Source organism: Priestia megaterium (assembly GCF_046599315.1).
Classification (GTDB): Bacteria; Bacillota; Bacilli; order Bacillales; family Bacillaceae_H; genus Priestia; species Priestia megaterium_F.
Genome location: NZ_JBKIKC010000001.1, coordinates 799,756 through 816,923 on the forward strand (window position 1 = coordinate 799,756; position 17,168 = coordinate 816,923).

General features: G+C 39.0%; 17 protein-coding genes and 2 pseudogenes. 7 read left to right on the top strand and 12 right to left on the bottom strand.

Annotation, left to right across the window (positions count from 1 at the left end):
* Nucleotides 1-3: 3 nt before the first annotated feature.
* From ACLHDF_RS04490 to ACLHDF_RS04520, 7 genes are all read right to left on the bottom strand, one after another.
* Nucleotides 4-1,293, bottom strand: a complete 1,290-nt coding sequence (locus ACLHDF_RS04490; RefSeq protein ID WP_413917802.1) for a lysine N(6)-hydroxylase/L-ornithine N(5)-oxygenase family protein — start codon at nt 1,291-1,293, stop codon at nt 4-6.
* Nucleotides 1,272-1,865 carry a GNAT family N-acetyltransferase gene (locus tag ACLHDF_RS04495; RefSeq protein ID WP_413917803.1) on the bottom strand — a complete coding sequence of 198 codons (594 nt, stop codon included), beginning with the start codon at nt 1,863-1,865 and terminating at the stop codon, nt 1,272-1,274. The genes ACLHDF_RS04490 and ACLHDF_RS04495 overlap by 22 nt, the downstream gene beginning before the upstream one ends.
* Complete coding sequence (locus tag ACLHDF_RS04500; protein ID WP_413917804.1) at nt 1,862-3,616, bottom strand: IucA/IucC family protein; 1,755 nt, start codon at nt 3,614-3,616, stop codon at nt 1,862-1,864. Before ACLHDF_RS04500 ends, ACLHDF_RS04495 begins: the two co-directional genes overlap by 4 nt.
* Complete coding sequence (locus ACLHDF_RS04505) at nt 3,594-5,114, bottom strand: pyridoxal phosphate-dependent decarboxylase family protein (protein ID WP_413917805.1); 1,521 nt, start codon at nt 5,112-5,114, stop codon at nt 3,594-3,596. The genes ACLHDF_RS04500 and ACLHDF_RS04505 overlap by 23 nt, the downstream gene beginning before the upstream one ends.
* A 1-nt stretch (nt 5,115) precedes the next feature.
* Entirely contained in the window at nt 5,116-6,480 is a 1,365-nt protein-coding gene (locus ACLHDF_RS04510; protein ID WP_413917806.1) for an aspartate aminotransferase family protein, read from the bottom strand.
* 261 nt (nt 6,481-6,741) lie between these two features.
* On the bottom strand, nt 6,742-7,434 hold the full coding sequence (locus ACLHDF_RS04515; RefSeq protein WP_413917807.1) for a copper homeostasis protein CutC: 693 nt from the start codon (nt 7,432-7,434) through the stop codon (nt 6,742-6,744).
* Nucleotides 7,435-7,685: 251 nt separating this feature from the next.
* Nucleotides 7,686-8,417, bottom strand: a complete 732-nt coding sequence (locus tag ACLHDF_RS04520) for a hypothetical protein (protein ID WP_413917808.1) — start codon at nt 8,415-8,417, stop codon at nt 7,686-7,688.
* Nucleotides 8,418-8,582: 165 nt separating this feature from the next.
* On the opposite strand from ACLHDF_RS04520, the pseudogene ACLHDF_RS04525 reads away from it, so the two are divergent.
* The 5 genes and pseudogenes from ACLHDF_RS04525 to ACLHDF_RS04545 form a co-directional block, all read left to right on the top strand.
* Nucleotides 8,583-8,990 (top strand): annotated as a pseudogene (locus ACLHDF_RS04525) (deoxyribodipyrimidine photo-lyase); the annotation flags it as partial.
* A 144-nt stretch (nt 8,991-9,134) separates the two neighbouring features.
* Nucleotides 9,135-9,428 carry an FAD-binding domain-containing protein gene (locus ACLHDF_RS04530; RefSeq protein ID WP_413918260.1) on the top strand — a complete coding sequence of 98 codons (294 nt, stop codon included), beginning with the start codon at nt 9,135-9,137 and terminating at the stop codon, nt 9,426-9,428.
* A gap of 225 nt (nt 9,429-9,653) precedes the next feature.
* Complete coding sequence (locus ACLHDF_RS04535) at nt 9,654-9,893, top strand: hypothetical protein (protein ID WP_413917809.1); 240 nt, start codon at nt 9,654-9,656, stop codon at nt 9,891-9,893.
* Between the two features lie 12 nt (nt 9,894-9,905).
* Nucleotides 9,906-10,175, top strand: a pseudogene (locus tag ACLHDF_RS04540) (PAS domain S-box protein); the annotation flags it as partial.
* A 12-nt stretch (nt 10,176-10,187) separates the two neighbouring features.
* The gene (locus ACLHDF_RS04545; RefSeq protein ID WP_413918261.1) at nt 10,188-10,886 is read left to right on the top strand and encodes an ATP-binding protein; all 699 of its coding nucleotides are present in this window, start codon (nt 10,188-10,190) and stop codon (nt 10,884-10,886) included.
* Between the two features lie 36 nt (nt 10,887-10,922).
* On the opposite strand, the gene ACLHDF_RS04550 is transcribed toward ACLHDF_RS04545, so the two are convergent.
* Both ACLHDF_RS04550 and ACLHDF_RS04555 read right to left on the bottom strand, forming a co-directional pair.
* Nucleotides 10,923-11,408 (bottom strand): metal-dependent hydrolase, encoded by a 486-nt coding sequence (locus ACLHDF_RS04550; protein WP_413917810.1) that lies wholly within the window; start codon nt 11,406-11,408, stop codon nt 10,923-10,925.
* 116 nt (nt 11,409-11,524) lie between these two features.
* Entirely contained in the window at nt 11,525-11,692 is a 168-nt protein-coding gene (locus ACLHDF_RS04555) for a hypothetical protein (RefSeq protein WP_413917811.1), read from the bottom strand.
* Between the two features lie 117 nt (nt 11,693-11,809).
* Here ACLHDF_RS04555 and ACLHDF_RS04560 point away from each other — a divergent pair, with 117 nt between their 5' ends.
* A complete protein-coding gene (locus ACLHDF_RS04560; protein WP_413917812.1) occupies nt 11,810-12,058 on the top strand; it encodes a hypothetical protein in 249 nt (82 codons plus the stop codon).
* A 36-nt stretch (nt 12,059-12,094) separates the two neighbouring features.
* On the opposite strand, the gene ACLHDF_RS04565 is transcribed toward ACLHDF_RS04560, so the two are convergent.
* The 3 genes from ACLHDF_RS04565 to gabT form a co-directional block, all read right to left on the bottom strand.
* Nucleotides 12,095-13,519 carry an NAD-dependent succinate-semialdehyde dehydrogenase gene (locus tag ACLHDF_RS04565; RefSeq protein ID WP_413917813.1) on the bottom strand — a complete coding sequence of 475 codons (1,425 nt, stop codon included), beginning with the start codon at nt 13,517-13,519 and terminating at the stop codon, nt 12,095-12,097.
* Nucleotides 13,520-13,550: 31 nt separating this feature from the next.
* A complete protein-coding gene (locus ACLHDF_RS04570) occupies nt 13,551-14,921 on the bottom strand; it encodes a sigma-54 interaction domain-containing protein (RefSeq protein WP_413917814.1) in 1,371 nt (456 codons plus the stop codon).
* Nucleotides 14,922-15,069: 148 nt separating this feature from the next.
* Nucleotides 15,070-16,425, bottom strand: a complete 1,356-nt coding sequence (gene gabT, locus ACLHDF_RS04575; protein WP_413917815.1) for a 4-aminobutyrate--2-oxoglutarate transaminase — start codon at nt 16,423-16,425, stop codon at nt 15,070-15,072.
* A gap of 287 nt (nt 16,426-16,712) precedes the next feature.
* On the opposite strand from gabT, the gene ACLHDF_RS04580 reads away from it, so the two are divergent.
* Nucleotides 16,713-17,138 carry a DUF2621 domain-containing protein gene (locus ACLHDF_RS04580; RefSeq protein ID WP_413917816.1) on the top strand — a complete coding sequence of 142 codons (426 nt, stop codon included), beginning with the start codon at nt 16,713-16,715 and terminating at the stop codon, nt 17,136-17,138.
* Nucleotides 17,139-17,168 lie beyond the last annotated feature (30 nt).

Below are 17,168 nucleotides of genomic sequence, written 5' to 3' on the forward strand. Positions count from 1 at the left end.
CTCTTAAAATCCAAACTTTTGGAAGACAGTATTTCCGTATATTTTGTACACATTTCCACCTGCAATTTGATTAATTAAGACTGCATTTCGATAAGCGCCTAAACCTAAGTCCGGTGCTCCAACTCCGTGTGTATGAAGCTCTCCGTTTTGAACAAATAGCGGGGCTCCTTTTTTCTTCATCTCAACTTGATAGGATTCGCTAATTTTCAGCTGTCCTTTTTCATCAAACAGCAAATGTTCTTTTATCCCTTCAATAAAAGCAGGCTCGTTTGCATCATAGCCTGTAGCCATAATGACAATTTCACTTTCTTCCTTTTCGAACGTGTCTTGCTCGTATTGGTGAAGAGTAAGAAGATGTGTATCGTTTATCCTTTCAACTCCTGCAAGCTCCGTAAGTGCGCGCATCGTTAGGGGCACTTCTTTTCCTCCAATTGTTCGTTCATAAATCAGATCATAAATGTCCCCGATTGTTTCAAAGCTTATTCCTTTATAGAGAAGAGCTTGATTTCGTAAAGCAATCTCTTTTTTCTCTTCGGGCAATCGGTAAAAATAGCGGGTATAATCAGGTGAAAAATGTTCAAGGCCAAGCTTTGAATATTCCATCGGATAAAATCCTTTTGAGCGTGTATACCAATTCAGCTTGTAATCAAATTCAGACTGCTGTTGAAGTAAATCATAGACAATTTCAGCTGCGCTTTGACCAGAGCCAATTACGGTTATACTTTTAGCCTGCAGCGTTTGCTCACGCTTCATTTTATAATGAGCAGAGTGGTAGAACGTATCGCTGGCGACTGTTTGAAAGTCTCTTGGCACTACGGGCTGTGTACCTACTCCAGTTACAAGATGGTAACTATAATGTGTATGAAGCTTCCCTTCTTTTTCAACCGTTACTTCATAGAAGGGTTTAGCGTCTTCATGCATTTTCACTTCTTTTACTGTGCTGTTAAATTCAAGACCACTCAGCTGGCTGGCTACCCAGCGGCAATAATGATTGTATTCATTTCTCGGAATATGAAACTTCTCAAAAAAATAAAACTGATACAAGCGCTCATGTTCATGCAAATAATTTAAGAACGTGTACGGACTCTTCGGATCTACCATCGTGACCACATCTGCCATAAACGGCACTTGAAGAGTTGTCCCTTCCAAAAGCATTCCTGGATGCCAGTTAAATTCATCTTTTTGTTCAAAACATTTATATGTACAATCTGTTTTATCAATTAAGGCCGCTAATCCTAAATTAAATGGACCAACTCCTACTCCAATTACGTCTAAAATGTCCCGTTGTTCCATTGGCTCCACCTTCTTTCAAATACTTCTCTTTCACATTTCAGCAGTACACCTGTTTTATCAGGCAATGACACTTCTTTCATAAATTGAAACCCGCATTTTTTAAATACTGCGATCATTTTTTCATTTCGTACATCTGGCTCCGCTATTACTTTAGCAGTGTCTGCTACGTTAAACTTGTGCTTTAGCAAACTAAGAAGCAGCGGATAAATATAGCCTTTTCCTAAAAAAGCAGGTTCTCCAATTAGCAAATGAATCCCTTGGTCCCCTTTTTCATAAGGGTAATAGTTACTGATAATATCACCTTCAACCATATAAGATTCCCAGTAGCTCATAGGGACACCGTCAATTTCTCCAATTAGAAGCTTTTGATGAGAATCAGCTAGAAATGTTTTTAAATGCTGCTCGTACGCCTGCTTTGAAATATTTAAATTCCAATATGGAATAACATGCGGTTCATGCATCCACTTATACAGCCGTTCGAAATCTTTTGCAAAAGAAACAGAGCGAAAGGTAATGCTCTGCTCCTTTTGCTTAATCATAAATGGATACTGCGTTTGTAAGGCTGATTTCATACACGTACACCTGCAAATTTACATAGAGGATTCTCAACATTTACATAGACAGACTGTGTTTCAAGAGACCCTATCAGCTCATCCATATCATGAACGCGCGTTAAGAAATTGGCTTTGCAAGGCAGCACTTTCTCTTCTAACATCGATGAAACAAGCCCTGTATGATCTTTTTCTTTGTACATCTCTATCTCTTGTCGCAAAATCAATAGCAAGTCTGATTCTTGAACCAAACCAGCCGTACCAAAAGCATTAACTAACCCTAAAATATGGTTGAAAAATACGTAATAACGAAATCTTTCTTCTGCTATAACATCATCGCATACTGTATCGCTTTCTACGTTTAAGGAAGGAAGCAGCTTACGAAGCTCTTGTTCCTTTGATTTCATAAAGTAATAGCCTTGGTTGTCACGGTAGTAAAACACTGATGGATATCCGCTTTTATCAAGTTTAATAACAGAATTTTGCTGATGAGCTTCCAGCGCAATTCCTTTTTGAGTGTAAAGCCACATCATAGGATGAAAAGAGACGTCTAAATAGCGTTTAAACCAGCGCTTGCTTACGTCTTCATTCGTGCTATTTTCATTTGCAGCAATGTGATTAATAATATTTTCTATTTGAGATTTCTTTCCGAATACATGATCCTGACATAAACTCGCTAGAAGTGTTGTACGGTCCCCTTGCTCACCTTGAAAAGGATTGCTTCGGATCATTACTTCAAACCCAAGTTCCTTTTCTCCAACCGTGATGTAAGCAGGGTCTTCAATCACTTGAAAAGCCGGATGATTTTCGTGAAGCTCCGCCTGCAACCCCTCTTGTAATAAACGGCTAACTTCTACACCTCTGCTTAATTCTTTTCGTTTATTCACCCTCAGTGAATTAGTAATCTTCACTGGAATAGAAAATTTGTACATCACATCTGCATCTTTACTATATACGGTTCGAACAGACGAAGTCGGATAAAACGGCTGACCGTGTGGACCAAGGTAAGCAAGCCTGCCTTTTTGAATCCATTCGCACACTTCTTCTTTTCCTAAAAGATAACGAGCTTGCAGCGGATGCATAGGTATAAGTGAATAACCGTCCGCTTGGCAATAAGACTGTATGAATTCTTCAGAAACTGCCTTATCTTTTTTCAGCTGCTCTTTAATAAGCAGTGAAGCCGTTTGACTCCCAGCGGACTGTTCTACAACAAGAGATTCATGCGCTCTAAAATAATGAAGCTGAAATTTACCGTTTACTTCAGGTCCAAACACCTCTTCTTCTTCAGGTAATATCCCTTGGCGGCTTTTAGGTGTTGGATGCAGCTGGTGTCCAATAAGCAAAGACTGCTCAGATTCTAAGAACGTTTTGTCCCATTTATAGCACGTCTCTAACTCTTCCTGTCTTTTTTCAATGAATAATTTCATATTTTCATAGCTTAATAGCACACGGACAATTAGCTCATTCACTTGTAATAACTGATCCGTTACTTCCTTTAAGAGAAGAGCCAAAAGAGTGACGATATCTAACTCTTCAAGCTTCTCTTGCTGAATACGATAATAAAAGTTCGAGAAGAACAAGTGACGTCCAGTGGCTGAGCGGTACTTTACTGGAAAGTAAAGAGTTACCGGCTGTTTTTTTAGTCTAAGAACGAGCGTTTCCTCACTTTTCATTTCTGAAACGGACTCCCATACTCCCTTACCTGTTTCTCGAATATAGCAATTAATAATGTTTTGCATCGTAATAAAATTAGCCGATAACTGAGCGTTCACGTAATTGCTCCTCCTTTTTCTCCAACTGTTTTCCTAAAGCAACGACTTCCTCTAAATGAGTGGCAACAGAATCAAATGTAATCATAGGATTTAACATAGTTAGTTTTAAATAAGCCTGGGCTTTATGCTTTGTTTTTGCCATGATAAAAGTACCTTGTTCATATAATTGCTCCTGAATACGTTGATTCAAGTTATTTTCATAGTGCAGCTGTTTTTGATGATCCGCATATAAAACCTCTGGCACATAACGAAAGACAACCGCGTTCATATAAGGGTCATTTAACACCGCGATATTCCTTTGTTTTTGTAAATATCCAGCTGTCTGCTGAGCAGTTTCAACGGTGTGGTCAACCATTTTCCCGTATTCATTTGTGCCTACTGCACGGAAAGTCAGCCATAGCTTCAAGGCGTCAAATCGTTTTGTTGTTTGAATGCTGCGATCTACTAAATGTACATGCTCATCTTCTTCAGGATTTAAATAATCTGCATGAAGCTGAATGTGTTTAAACATATCTTGATTCTTCAGCAAAAATGCCCCGCAGCTTACCGGCTGATAAAACCACTTATGAAAATCCATCGTAATAGAATCCGCTCGCTCAAGCGCTTTTAAACGTTCACGGTATTTATGTGAAAATAGCAACGCTCCTCCATAAGCAGCATCAGCATGCAGCCAAAGCCCTTCTTTTTTAGCTAGCTTACTTATTTCACGAAGAGGATCTACGCTTCCAAAATCTGTCGTACCTGCCGTTGCTACAATAGCAAAAGGAAGGTTTCCCTGTTCTTTTACTTTCCGTATCGCTTCTTCTAAATTTTCTATATCCATCTCGTATCGCTCATTGCACTTTACGCTCACCACTGCATTCATGCCTAGTCCAAGCTGAGCTGCAGATTGCTGCACCGTAAAATGGGCTTTTTCCGAGCAAAAAACTCGCAGTTTTTTGGCTTCAAAAGGTAAACCTTCTTCACTGACATCAATTGAAAATTCAGAATGGCAATATTCGTTACGAGCAAGCAGAAGTCCCATATAATTCGACTGCGTCCCTCCGCTTGTAAAAACGCCTGAAGAGGAACTTGAATAACCAATTTGTTTTGTTAACTCATTAATCACTTGATTTTCTATATACGTAGCTGCCGGACTTTGATCCCACGAGTCCATAGATTGATTCAAAGCAGAAATCATCACTTCCGCAGCAAGAGCCGGTATAACCGGAGGACAATGCAAGTGCGCCATTGCCCCGGGATGAGAAATATGAAGTGAATGATCCATCACTAACGCTTGTACGTCATCAAACAAATCTTCTAGCGGCTGCTCGTGCTCACTAAAATAGACAGAACGATTGACTAAGTTCGTTAGATCATTGACGTTGATATGAGTATAAGGCGTTTGTAATTTACCATAGTGACGTTTAATCATCTCAGTCATTCCGCCTATCATCACTTCATAATTTTTGAGGCTTTCTTTTGATGATGATAAAAACCACTTTTCAAACGGCGCCATTCTATTTATTCACCCACTTTTTTTCTGCTGCTTTTATCGCTTCTTCAAATCTCGTTAATACTTCATCCGTTTGTTGTTTCGTTAAAATTAATGGAGGAAGCAAACGAATAACAGCACCATGCCTTCCACCGACTTCTAAAATGACACCTCTGTCAAAACATTCTTTTTGAATCAGTTTAGCTAACTCACCGTTTGCAGGGTGACTGCCGATTTTATTAGCCGGCTTTGTTGCGTCTACAATTTCGACGCCCAGCATCAAACCTCTTCCGCGTACATCTCCAATCGATAATACTTGCTTTTGAATATGTCTTAGCTGACTTTGAATATAAGCTCCCAACTCGTGAGCATGTGCAGGTAAGTTTTCTTGCTTTATGAATTGCAGAGTGGCTCGTCCTGTAGCCATCGCAAGCTGATTTCCTCTAAATGTACCGATATGTGCACCAGCTTCCCATTGATCAAGCCTTTTATCATACAGCACAACTGATAAAGGAAGGCTTCCTCCAATTGCTTTAGATAGCACTAATACATCCGGTTCGATATCAGCGTGCTCAAAAGCATACAGCTTTCCTGTTCGTCCAATTCCAGTTTGAACTTCATCTACAATAAGCGGAATGTTTCGTTCTTTTGTGATTCTGCGAAGCTCTTTTAACCATGGAATCGGCGCTGGAACAGAGCCTCCTTCTCCTTGTACAATTTCTACTACAACACCCGCCGGAGTAACAATTCCGCTTTCAGGATCATCCAGCATATTTTCAATATATGTACTAATGTAAGTGTGACCTTCAGCACCTACGCCAAACGGGCAGCGGTAATCATATGGATAGGGTAAAAAATGTGTGTCCGGTACTAGCGCATGAATGTGCTTTTTGGGACTCGTTGTACCGCTGATGCTTAACGTTCCATGCGTGGAGCCGTGATATCCCCCTTGAAAGGATAAAATCGTTCGGTTACCTGTTGCTGTTTTCACAAGCTTCAAAGCCGCTTCAATCGCGTCTCCTCCAGTTGGACCGCAAAACTGTATTTTCGCTTTGTTTGCAAATTGTTCTGGCAAACTGGCGAATACTTCATCGATAAAAGCTTCTTTCACAGGCGTTGTTAAATCTAATGTATGTAAAGGAATAGATTTCGCTAAAACGTCTTGAATTGCTTCATGGACTACGTGGTGATTATGACCAAGAGCAAGTGTGCCGGCTCCTGCTAAACAATCAATATACTCTTTTCCATCCATATCCGTGATCACGGCGCCTTTTGCTTGCTTAATCGCAATAGGAAGGCGTCTAGGGTAAGACCTTGCATTGGATTCACGTTCATTTTGCATAGCAAGCAGCATTTCGTTTGATGTAAGTTGTTTCGTTGACGTTGACATATCATATCCTCCTGTTTATTCAATTGATAATGATTTTCATTAACAATTACAACAATAAATGATAATGATTATCACTGTCAATAATTATTCTGAAAATATGAAATTATTCCTATTTCACTCTAGATTCGGAAAAACTCAACATTCTCTTATGTATCAAGGATTAAAGGGTTTTTATGATGTTTTCCAATTTGGGAAAACTATGTAATAAGTCCCTTTCTTTTTCCAAATAAAAAAGTGCTACAATTTCTTGTAGCACTTGTGTTACTTTTGCTTATTCATCGTTTCTTTTGCAGCTTTTACACTCCTTGGGTCAAGCGGTTTTGTATATTGACAATTCACTCGGACCCCTGAACCAATACGAATTTCTGTCACGGGCGTGACTGATAAAAACGCTTGAAGATTTTCAGGCTTAAGCCCTTTGGTCCCGATTAAAATAATATCTTTATCTTTCATTCTTCTTAACAGTTTTTTAATATGAGGAATACCGTTTAACGCACTTTTGTCCGCTCCTGAAGTCATGACACGCTGAATTTGCTTGTAGCTTAAAAGCGTTTCGAGCGCCTTTTCTTGATCACTGATTTCATCAAACGCTAAATGAAACGTTATACTCATTTCTCCTGCAGCATTCAGCAGACGCTTTAAAGCTTGCTCATCGATGATTTTTTCTTCTGTTAAACAGCCAATTTCAATTCCATCAATGCCAATTTCTCTAGCATAGTGAATATCTTCAATCATTGTTTGCAAGTCATCTTCGTCATATTGAAAAGACTGATTATGTGGGCGGATCATCACAAAGATTGGAATATGTATCGTTTCTTTCACTTTTTTCATCAAACCATAGCTGGGGGTTAAGCCGCCTTCACCAATCCCAGTTACAAGGCTTATACGGTCGGCACCATGTTCCTGGGCAACTTTAGCATCATGTAAGGTTGCAGCTGTGACTTCTAATATCATTCTAAAAACACCCTTTCCCCTTTAATATAGAGCTTTTGCCTTCTTTTCCCTGTATTTACACTTAAAAAACTCTATCAAACTCTCTTATGTAAAAAAACACCCAAAAGATGTGATTAATATTTTCAAAAAAATGAATGTCATGGAAAAAGAGTAAGAACTATTCTTTTTCTCATGACGTTTCAATTAATAAAATTCTATATTTATACTAAAAATTTAATAATACATCCCTTTTATCTAGGGTAAAGGATTTATTAAAAAGAGCCTGGATTCGTTTGCTGCATGATCATCCACTCATTTAAAGAATGAGGCTGCTGATGACCAACGGGTGCTGAGAAATCGCGGCATCCGCAGTCATGCATTGGCATCTGGCCCATTCCTCCGTACATTGGCGGCATTCCGCCTTGCATCGGCATCTGGCCCATTCCTCCGTGCATTGGCGGCATTCCGCCTTGCATCGGCATTTGGCCCATTCCTCCGTGCATTGGCGACATTCCGCCTTGCATCGGCATTTGGCCCATTCCTCCGTGCATTGGCGGCATTCCGCCTTGCATCGGCATCTGGCCCATTCCTCCGTGCATTGGCGGCATTCCGCCTTGCATCGGCATCTGGCCCATTCCTCCGTGCATTGGCGGCATTCCACCTTGCATCGGCATTTGGTCCATTCCTCCATGCATTGGCGGTAGCTCTCCGTACATCGGCATTTGACTCATTCCTCCGTGCATTGATGGCATTCCATCTTTCATCGGTGGCATTCCGCCTTGCATCGGCATTTGACTCATTCCTCCGTGCATTGATGGCATTCCATCTTTCATCGGTGGCACTTCTCCGTACATTGGCATTTGACCTGCGCCTTCTTGCATCGGCATTGCCTGCATTTCTTTTACAGAAGGCATTGGCGGCATTTTAGCAGGTTTAGGTGCTGCTTGCATATATGGATTGGACATCGGTTGTCCGGTTTGTTTCATTCCATACGAATTTCTCATTTTTAAGGGCTCCTTCCCATTCTCTTACTCTGTTTACGTTATTCTTTTTACAATCATTCTGAAATTCGTCCACAAGAAAATAGGCTTTCTACACATTCAAAATTGTAGAACGTATAAGAAAAAAGCTATAATCGAGGCAAATTGCAGATAGAAAGGTGGCACATGATGAATAAAACCATTATCGTATGGATTCGAAAAGATTTTCGACTGGTTGATAACCCAGCTCTATTTCAAGCAGCTAAAGAAGGAATAGTTGTACCTGTTTATATACATGACGACTATGAAGAAAGATCAATGGGAAGTGCAAGTAAATGATGGCTTCACCATGCGCTGAATAACTTCAAAAACTCTATTGAAAAGATAGAAGGAACGCTGGTTGTACAAAAAGGAAATCCTAAAGATGTTTTACAAAAATTACTCCATGAAACGAATGCGCAAGATATTTACTGGAACAGACGCTATGAGCCACATGCGCTAAAAAGAGATAAAGAGCTACAAGCTTTTTTTTCAGAGCACCAAATAAATATTCGCACATTCCAAGGATTTATCCTTCATGAACCTTGGAAAATCACAAAAGAAAATGGAGATCCTTATAAAGTATTCACAGCTTACTATAAAGCTTTTCAAAAACATTCCGTATCTTCTACTGTAAAAAAAGTTAATTTCGTCCAGGCCTTCTCTAAACCGATTGAATCTCTTTCGGTCTCAGATCTTAATTTGCTTCCAAGCATACCGTGGGATGAAACAATTAAATCTACGTGGGAAGCTACGGAAAAAGGCGCTATTGATACCTTCAAAACGTTTTTCAAGAATAAGCTGCTTCATTATGAATTTGATAAAGAAGGAGCATATATTAAAAAGTGGATTCCAGAGCTTAAAGATCTTCCTTCTTCTTATATTCATAAACCTTGGAAGGCTCCAGCAGATGTATTAGAGAAAGCAAACGTTACGCTTGACCAAACATACCCTACCTCAATTATCGATTATAAGGCGCTAGAGAGCGAGCGCTAGAGCATTATAAGCAAATCAAATAAGAGGCGTCTTATTTGATTTGCTTGATTTTTTAAATGTGTAAAAATTCCAGTTCTAATCTATTTGCAACTAAAAACATGTATTTGAAATCTATTTATAGGGTTTTCAAGCCCAATTCCCCCTCAATAGCACATTTGATTTTTCTTATTTTTACCTATAATTTGAATATATAATAATGATTATATATGCTTGGGAACTCTCTCATTGCATAGAGCTGATTGGAGTGATTCGATGCCCGTTTGTCCTTCTTATAACTATAAGGAAGATTATAATTTTTGCAGAATGTGCGGCACACAAGTTCGGCACACCTTTGCCAAACAAGAAGATCAACTTTTTTATCAATCAAAAGATCGAATCATTACAGATGAAAATGAACTAAAGCATCAAATTATTCTATCTCATACCCATGATTTAGTATGTGCCATTACTGAAGATGGCATTTAGGAATACGCCTCTCCTTCTTACGCTAAAACGTTAGGTGTTTCTCCTGATGAGCTTATTGGACAACATGTGCTTATCAATGCATATCCCGAAGACAAGCACATAATCTACACTGTCTTAGCTAACATGGGTAAAACAAACGGCGCCTCCACATTTGAATACCGGAAGCTCCATGTAAACGGTACCATCGTTTTATTAGAATGTAAAGGCGCTCCGATTACCACATCTACCGGAGAAATCGAAGGGTTTGTATTTGTCTCACGAGACGTAACAGAAAAAAGACAGGCAGAGAAAAAGATGCAGAATTCAGAAAAACTCTCTGTCATTGGTCACCTGGCTGCAAGTATCGCACACGAGGTTAGAAATCCTTTGACAACCATTAAAGGGTTTGTTCAACTGTTCTGTGAGACACAGCAGCCGAAAAAAACATTGATTTATCGAGATCTCATTCAGCATGAACTCTCACAAATTGAACATATCATTGCAGAGTTTATGAGTTTAGCTAAACAAGAGTACGTATATACAGAAAACCTTGTTATTACAGACTTGCTTGATGAGGTATTAAAGCAATTTCAATCTGTTACTGGAGTCAAAAACATCCACATCATTCGCCATTATCCAAAAGAACATTCTCTGCTCATTAGTGGGCAAAAAACACAGCTAACCCAAGCATTTATTCATATTATACAAAATGCCATTGACTCTATGGAAAGCGGCGGCAATCTGGTTGTATCGATTGAAAAATCAGCTAGAGAAACGCTCCGCATTGTGATAAAAGATAGTGGGTGTGGAATTGACTCAAAGCGTATCCTACATATAGGAGAGCCTTTTTATACGACAAAAGAACGAGGAATAGGCCTTGGACTAACAATTTGCAATAAAATTATTAACGAACATAAAGGTTTTTTTCATGTATCTAGTAAAAAAAATGACGGCACAAGTATTACTATTACTCTTCCTATGAAAACGACTGAACTTTACGTAGTAGAAGCGTGAAAGAAGCCACCTGAACAAATCAGGTGGCTTCTTCCTTTAAAACAGCTGAGTGTACAGCTGGTACTTATAGAGCATATAAAAACTTCCTATCACTGCCAAGTAAAAGATGAGAGTCTCTGCTCCACTGCCTGTTTCATATGTTAAAGGAGGCTTAAACTTCTTCTTGCTAAGAGGTGAGAAAAAAGGTACCCCTCGTTTAGAAAAGAAATCTCCAAGAATATGAAAAGCGTATCCATAGGCTATTCCTAATGTAAAATCATTGTCATACATCGTATGTAAATAAAAAATAAGTCCGCTTGCAAGAATAGAATGCGTAATACCCCGGTGTCCAAAAATAGATTTAATTACTTTTGCAAGGCCAAGAGACCTTCTACCAATATATGAATTTGGTTCATCAATATCAGGAAGCAGTGCCCCAATCGCAATGCCTACAACATAAGGAAATGTAAACAAAGCGTCTCCTGTTATAGCCACACCGGCACCGGCAGCAATCGATGTTGCAATATGTGTGTGATATCTCAAATTTGCCACCTTCTTTCGTTTTCAGCTTAAGGCAAGCACTGTGACCAGAATCATACATATGTTCGCCCAACGTTAACTATAAGTGAAGGTGGTAAAAATGTCAAAATAATCTATGATTACATAAGCTGCAGACCGACTAACCCGATAAGCATCACAAGAAAACTAATGAGAGTACCCTTCCCATTTTTCTTTGCTCTTCCATCTTTTTTTACAATAGAATAAATCCACGTACTCGAATACACAGCGAATCCAAGAAAACCAAATAACGTGATATATGTAAACATACCGAAACTCCTTTGCTTGTCATTACTATTAACTATACGAGATTTTATAAAAAAAACAAAGTAGTATGACAGCTTGTTTAATATCTCTTTCTTTTTCTTATACTAGGAAGAGGAGGGATGATTATGCAACAAAAGCAGCTGGAAGATGTGTTCGATTTTTATGGGCTGAGTGAGGTTTATCGCAGCAATTTTGAAGATGTTGAATGCCACTGGTTATTTAAAGACGTCGAGCCAGCTATACTTGAAGATTTTTTTAATTCTCACGATTGTCAGGATCTTGAATGCTGTACTCTTGAGGAATTTTGTTTTTCGTTTATGAATTTCCAATCGATTCATACACAAATTCCACACATATACTATTACTAAAAAAGTGATTTCGCAGGAAAGCGAAATCACTTTTTATTAAAATCCTAAGGAAATATATTTTACTTCTAAATATTCTTCAATTCCATAATGTCCGCCTTCACGCCCAAGTCCACTTTCTTTAAATCCGCCAAACGGCGCTTGTGGTGTAGAAGGTAGCCCATCATTTAGTCCTACAATACCATATTCTAGTGCTTCAGCAATACGAATAGCTTCTGAAATATTTTCAGTGAACACATAGGCTGCTAATCCGTACGGCGAGTTATTTGCACGGCGAATAACTTCTTCTTCTGTTTGATACGTCGCAATTGGAGCAATTGGTCCGAATGTTTCCTCGTACATACAAAGCATATCATCCGTTGCACCATCTACCACCGTAGGTTCAACAAACAGTCCGCTTCCCTCTTCACGTACAGATCCTCCCGTTAAGACGTTCCCGCCTTTTTCTACAACATCAGCTAAATGGCGCTTTACTTTTTCTAATGCTTTTTCATCGATTAAAGGTCCAATATCCGTGCCTTCCTCTAAACCATTCCCCACTTTCAGCTGACTAACAGCCGCTGCAAACTGTTCTGCAAATGGTTTAGCAATAGACTCTTGCACGTAGATACGGTTTGTACATACGCATGTTTGACCAGCGTTACGGAATTTAGAAGCAATTGCATTTGTTACTGCTTTATCTAAATCAGCATTTGCTGTTACGATAAACGGAGCGTGTCCTCCTAATTCTAAAGACACTTTTTTAACCGTATCAGCTGCTCCGCGCATTAGCAGTTTACCTACTTCTGTAGAGCCCGTAAACGATAGTTTACGTACACGTCCATCTTGAAGCCACGCTTCTCCAATTGCTTTTGCATCTCCCGTCACTACATTAATTACGCCTTTTGGGATACCTGCTTCTTGTGCCAGCTCTGCTAGACGAAGAGCCGTTAGTGGTGTTTGTTCTGCCGGTTTGATAACTGCTGTACATCCAGCTGCTAAAGCTGGAGCTACTTTGCGCGTAATCATGGCTGCTGGGAAGTTCCACGGTGTAATAGCTGCCATGACTCCTACAGGCTGCTTGTGAGCAAATAATCGTTTATTAGGAGAAGAAGCTGGAATTGTCTCTCCGTAAATGCGTTTTCCTTCTTCTGCGTACCATGAAACGAATCCATTGGCGTAGCCAATTTCACCTTTTGCTTCTTTAAGAGGTTTACCTTGCTCGACTGTCATTATTTCAGCCAGTTCATCCGTATGTTCTTCGATCAGCTGATGCCATTTAAATAATAATTTACCGCGCTCTTCCGCTGTTTTTTTAGACCATGTTTGAAACGCTTCATAGGCAGCATCTGCTGCTAGCTTCGCTTCTTTTTCTCCGCCTTTTGCGACAGTAGCTACGACTTCATTTGTGGCTGGATTTACCACTTCGTATGTATCATTTGTTGAAACTAATTCTCCGTTAATATATAAGTTTGCTTGCTTCATATTTCTTCACTCCCTGCTTAAATTTATCTACTCACTGTTCGGTGCTGTCCGAAACGTACTTTCGAATTTTACGACTGGCTTGTGATTGGCTAATACCAAGCTGTTCCGCTACTTTGTAAGATGACCTATGCTGTTGAAACGCCTTTATGACCATCTCTTTTTCCACATGTTCAATCATTTCAGGAAGCGTATGCACAGGTGAATCAATAGCAAATTCTTTTGCAAAAGGTAGATCTTTAAGTGTAATCATTTCTTCCCCTGTAACAACCAGACGCTCAATGATATTTTCCACTTCACGAACGTTTCCTTTCCATTCTTGTCCTAAAAACGCATCTAACGCCTTTGGTGATAAGCGTACATTACGTTCATATACCGTATTAAAATGGTGAAGAAACTGATAGACAAGCGGCAAAATATCTTCTTTTCGCTCTCGTAAAGGAGGAATAGTAATTGGTACCACGTTCAGTCGATAGTACAAATCACGTCGAAACTTTCCTTCTTCGACCATTTGCTCTAGATTTTGATTCGTAGCAGCAATAATCCGAACATCTATTGATACTGCTCTTGTTGAACCCACGGGACGAATTGTACGGTCTTGCAACACGTGAAGCAATTTACTCTGTGCGGAAAGAGAAAGTTCGCCAATCTCGTCTAAAAAAAGCGTACCCTCGTTTGAAAGCTCAATGATACCTTTTTTCCCTTCTCGAAATGCTCCAGTGAACGTACCACCTTCGTAGCCAAATAGCTCTGATTCAATAAGCTGTTCAGGAAGCGCTGCACAGTTAAGTTCATGATACGGCTGCTGCTTTCTTGTACTAAGCTGATGAAGCAGTTTCGCTACTCTACTTTTTCCTACCCCTGTTTCTCCAAGTAGAAGAACGGTTGTGTTTACAGAAGCAACTCGTTGAATGGTTGAAAAAACTTTTTTCATTGCTTCACTTTTTGTCACAATGCCTTCTAAATCTACGGCTTCGTTTAACTCTTTTTTATAGTTTTCAAGCTGTTCTTCCATCTCTTCTACTTTTCGTTTTAATTCCATTAAGTCTGTAAGATCTCGAGAATAGCTAATAACGCTTTTTAAGTGTCCTTCATTTGTAAATACAGGCCTTGTCCGCACATGAAGATACCGGCCTGAGTTTGTTTTTTGAACCAATTCAATCGCTTGATTAGATTCGATTACTTTTAACGTGGCCGAAGGATAAAAAATACCCATTTCCTGAAGTTCTTTTACGTGCTTTCCAATAAAATCTTCCACTTTCAGAGCATAATTTTTTTCACACTCTGAATTGACAACTAACACATAGCCGTTTGCATCAGTTACAAAGATTTCATCAAATGATGACTCAAATATATCGTAAAGTTCGTCGTTAATTTGCTGAATTTGCTTTTTATGAATGGTCATTTGAATCACCTTTTCGTCAAAAAATAATTATTATTTTATTTTATCAGAAAATGAAAAATCTATAAATAGAGTGTCCAAACATACCCATTTTTTGTGATTCATGAAGAATGAGTGAAGAGCTCTCTCTTCACTCATGTCTCAAATTCGTTTACACTTCAACAGTTTGCTGTACGCTTGCTTCTAGTGCTGCTTCAAAAATAGCTAAGCCTTCTTCTAGCTGATCATCCGTAATAACAATTGGCATTAAGATACGAAGAACGTTTCCAAATACTCCTGCGCTAAGTAATAATAATCCACGCTTGTTTGCTTCTTTTACGATACGCTGTGTAAGCTCTTTATCCGCTTCTTTTGTTTCATGATCTTTCACAAGCTCAATGGCACACATCGCTCCTAATCCGCGAATATCACCAATACAGTCATATTTTTCTGCCAATTTTTCAAATCGTGATGTTACCACTTTTCCAAGGTACTCACCGCGTTCATTTAGCTTCTCTTCTTCAATGATATCAAGTACAGCTAAAGCCGCTTCACATCCAAGAGGGCTTCCACAATACGTTCCGCCAAGCTCACCAGGATTAGATTCATCCATAACTTCAGCACGACCAATGACACCGCTGATCGGAACGCCAGCTCCTAGTGATTTAGATACCGTAATTAAATCCGGCTCAACATCAAAATGTTCAATACCGAAATAACGGCCTGTACGTGCAAAACCAGCTTGAATTTCATCTGATACAAATAAAATTCCGTGCTCTTTACATAATTGATATACTTCTTGCACAAAACGTTTACCTGGAACAATGAAACCACCTTCACCTTGAATAGGTTCCATTACCACAGCTGCAATCGTTTCCGGTGCTACCTCTGTACTTAAGAAGTTTTTGAATTCTGTAATCATAAACTCTTCATATGCTTCAACGGATAATCCTTGTGGACGGCGATACTCGTAAGGATATGGAGCTTTGTATACTTCAGGAGCAAACGGTCCAAATTCATATTTATATGGTTTTACTTTACTTGTCATCGTCATTGTCATTAATGTACGGCCATGGAAACCGCGGTTAAATGAAATGATTCCTTGACGCTTTGTATATTTACGAGCAATTTTCACTGCGTTTTCTACAGCTTCTGCTCCGCTATTTAAAAGTAATACTTTCTTTTCAAATTCACCAGGTGCAATTGCTGCTAATCTTTCAGCAAGCTCTACATATGATTCATACATCATTACATTAAATCCTGTGTGAATAAAACGGTCTACTTGCTTGTGAAGTGCTTCTTTTACTTTTGGATGACTGTGTCCTACATTGATTGTTCCAATTGCGCCCACGAAATCAATAAATGTGTTGCCATCGACATCTTTAACAATCGCCCCTTCAGCCGTATCAGCAAATGTCGGAATGCCATAACTTACACCTTTCGGAATGGCACGGTGTCTTCTATCTAATAATTGCTTTGCATTTTCTCCCGGTAAATTTGTTGTTACTTTGCTAAAAGTTTGACTCATTTTTTATCTTCCTCTCATATTAAATAATTCTTCAATTAGTTTATATGCAAAAAACATGCCAACTTTTAAAAAGCTGAAAAATAAGCATTTTTAGATAATTCTAACGATAAACCACTCGTCATCAAGTCTATATAAACTTATAAATGAGTCAAAAACGACTCTCCCCTCGTACAAAACACAGGAATTTTATATTGCCATAGAAGGAACAAGGCTTTTATAATAAATGTATAAATATAGTAATGTTATCACTACGCGAGGGTTAACCTCTTTATAAAGGAGTGAAAAATATGCTAGAGGGCTGGTTTTTATGGGGGATTTTATTTTGGATTGTCTTTTTAATGAGCATGTTTGCTATCGGCGGATTTTTTATGTTCAGGAAATTTTTAAAGCGCTTACCAAAAGAGGATGGCATGTCTGAACTTGATTGGCAAGATCACTATCTTTCAAAGACTATCCATCTTTGGTCAAGAGACCAAAAGCAGCTATTAAATGTTCTGGTTGAACCAGTGCCTGAACTATTTCGCGATGTAGCCAAACAAAAAATTGCAGGAAAAATTGGGGAACTCGCACTTGAAGAGCAAGCAGCCTCTATTACAGAAGACTTAATCGTACGTGGATACATCTTAGCTACCCCTAAACGTGATCATAAATTTTTATTAAAAACATTAAAAAAGCAAAAAATAGATGCTGTTCCTTATCAGCATTTATTTTAAATTTAAAAAAGGTGGCCATGTAGCCACCTT